The sequence below is a fragment of the Parasynechococcus sp. genome (genome assembly GCF_042954245.1).
In the GTDB taxonomy this organism is placed as follows: Bacteria; Cyanobacteriota; Cyanobacteriia; order PCC-6307; family Cyanobiaceae; genus Parasynechococcus.
The window spans coordinates 1-2,587 of the sequence record NZ_JBGKDP010000015.1 but is presented as its reverse complement, the minus strand read 5'-3'; the positions used below and the strand labels follow the sequence as shown (position 1 = coordinate 2,587).

2 protein-coding genes, 1 tRNA gene and 1 pseudogene are annotated in these 2,587 nt (G+C 62.4%); 3 read left to right on the top strand and 1 reads right to left on the bottom strand.

Annotated elements, in window-relative coordinates; all coding sequences use genetic code 11:
* Window positions 1–766 (top strand): PCRF domain-containing protein (locus ACGVJ8_RS00640; RefSeq protein WP_392345016.1); only part of this gene is annotated, 766 nt, incomplete at its 5' end.
* A gap of 3 nt (window positions 767–769) precedes the next feature.
* Here the strand turns inward: ACGVJ8_RS00640 and ACGVJ8_RS00635 are convergent.
* A pseudogene (locus ACGVJ8_RS00635) lies at window positions 770–1,256 on the bottom strand (HNH endonuclease).
* A 69-nt stretch (window positions 1,257–1,325) separates the two neighbouring features.
* Here ACGVJ8_RS00635 and alr point away from each other — a divergent pair.
* Window positions 1,326–2,456, top strand: a complete 1,131-nt coding sequence (gene alr / locus ACGVJ8_RS00630; RefSeq protein ID WP_392345015.1) for an alanine racemase — start codon at window positions 1,326–1,328, stop codon at window positions 2,454–2,456.
* Window positions 2,457–2,493: 37 nt separating this feature from the next.
* Window positions 2,494–2,582 (top strand) — tRNA-Ser (locus ACGVJ8_RS00625).
* Window positions 2,583–2,587: the final 5 nt, after the last annotated feature.

Genomic DNA, 2,587 nt, shown 5'->3' with positions numbered 1-2,587 from the left:
CGATGAGCGCAGTGTGATGCTGGAAATTCGTGCCGGCGCAGGCGGCGACGAGGCCTGTCTCTGGGCCGGTGATCTGGCACGGATGTATGAACGTTACAGCCAGAAAGTGGGCTGGGCCGTGCAATCCATCAGCTGGACCGAGGCCGACCTGGGCGGGTTTCGCGAGCTGATCCTTTCGGTGCGTGGCGACAGCGTCTATAGCCAACTGAAATTTGAAGCGGGAGTACATCGGGTGCAACGCGTCCCGGCCACGGAATCCCAGGGTCGGGTCCACACCTCCACAGCCACGGTGGCCGTGATGCCGGAAGCCGATGCCGTGGAAGTTCAGCTCGACCCGAAGGATCTCGACATCAGTACCGCACGTTCAGGCGGTGCGGGGGGGCAGAACGTCAACAAGGTGGAAACAGCCGTGGACCTTCTGCACAAACCCACGGGCATCCGCGTGTTCTGCACCCAGGAACGCTCCCAGCTGCAGAACCGGGAACGGGCCCTGGAGATCCTGCGCGCCAAATTGTTGGAGCGGGAGCAGGCTGCTGCTGCGGAACGCGAAAGCAGCGACCGACGTGCCCAGGTGGGAAGTGGTGACCGCTCCGAAAAAATCCGCACTTACAATTACAAAGGCAACCGAACCACCGATCACCGGCTGGGCCGAAACTTCACCTTGGCACCTGTGCTGGAAGGCCAATTGGAAGACCTGATCGGTGCCTGCACCGCCGAAGAGCAACGTCAGAAACTCGAAGCGCTGAGCGATCAGGCCGAGACCTGACGGTCAAGCACCGATGACATATTTCGCCCATTCCTGGTGATGACCGGAATGGATCTGGCGCCGGGCCTCAAAACCCAGGCTGCTGGCCGGCTGCCGCGGGACATGGCGGCCTCCTTTAGAGTTCGGTTGCCCTTTGTGACATTGTAGCTGAGACAAGCCGTGGTCACGTTCTCCCAGGTGTCACTACCTCCCCGACTGCGGGGCATCACATGATCGATCGATAACTGATTTTCACGACTGCCGCAGTACTGGCAGGTGGGTTGTCTCACTGGAAGAGGTTGCGACGCGTTAGGGGCAGTTGACGAAAGAGAACGCGGACGTACTGCCGCAGGCGGATCACCGTCGGCAGGTGGGTGCCCTGACGCAATTGCCGACAGGGGTCATGCTCCAGGCTCTCGGCCTTTCCCTTCAGCATCACCACCACAGCCCGTCTCCAGGTGGTGATATTGAGCGGCTCGTAGGACGCATTGAGAATGAGAACCTGGCCCATGCCAGCTCACTCAATAAAGTTCATGCTATCGGCGATGTGAAGCCGTCTCGGTAGCCCCGAGAACCGCCTGTGATTCCGGAGCTGAATCCACGTCAGCGCGCCTGGGTGGAGGTTTCACCTACGGCGATTCGGGCCAATGCCAGGGCTCTCTGCCAGCACCTCAGCCCTCGCACCCAACTGATGGCGGTGGTGAAGGCCGATGGCTACGGCCACGGCGCCGAGACGGTGGCACGAGCTGCCCTTCAGGGGGGAGCCACCAGCCTTGGCGTGGCAACGCTACAGGAAGGTCTTGAACTGCGGCGGGCCGGTCTGGAGGCACCGGTGCTGTTGCTCAGCAACCTCAATGAACCGGACGACCTGCGCACCTGTCTGCACTGGCGGTTGATGCCCACCCTGAGCAGCCTCAGGGATGCCCAGCTCTGCAACGCTCTGGCTGCCGACAGCGGTCGGTGTTTCGACGTGCAGCTGAAGATCGACACCGGCATGGCACGGCTGGGCTGCTCCCTCAGCGAGGGTCATCAGACCGCGGCGGAGCTGCAGAGCCTGGAACACCTCAATCTGGAGGGCATCTACAGCCATCTGGCCTGTGCCGACGAGCCGAACGATGCCTTGACCAGCCTCCAGCAGGAGCGCTTCGTGAGCATGCTCTCGGCCATGCCCCAAGCGGGTACCAGCATCACCCGCCATCTGGCCAACTCCGCAGGGACCCTGCTCAACCGGGAACTGCACCACGACCTCGTGCGCGTTGGGTTGGCCCTGTACGGCCATGCCCCCGCGAGTCATCTGAGCAATGTCATTCCCCTGCAACCCGCCCTGGCGGTTCGTGCCCGGGTCAGCCTGATCCGCGAGGTGCCCGCTGGCACAGGGGTCAGCTACGGCCACCGCTTCATCACCCAGCGCCCCACTCGCCTTGCGGTGGTGGGCATCGGCTATGCCGATGGTGTTCTGCAGTCCCTCAGCGGGCACATTCACGCCCTACATCGCAATCGCCAGCTGCCTCAGGTGGGAGCCATCACCATGGACCAGCTCCTGCTGGATGCCACCGATGCAGCTGAGCTGGAGGAAGGCGACATCGTCACTCTGCTGGGCCAGGACGGCGAGCTGGAGTTAAGCCCTCAAAGCTGGAGCAACCACTGCGGTTCGATTCCCTGGGAGATCCTCTGCGGTTTCAAACGACGCCTGCCCCGCGTTGAAGTCTGACCAACTGCCCAGCACTTGGTACTCTGGGTGCGCCGCTGGAGAGGTGGCTGAGTGGTTGAAAGCGGCTCCCTGCTAAGGAGTTACAGGAGGCAACTTCTGTCGAGGGTTCGAATCCCTCCCTCTCCGTTCCA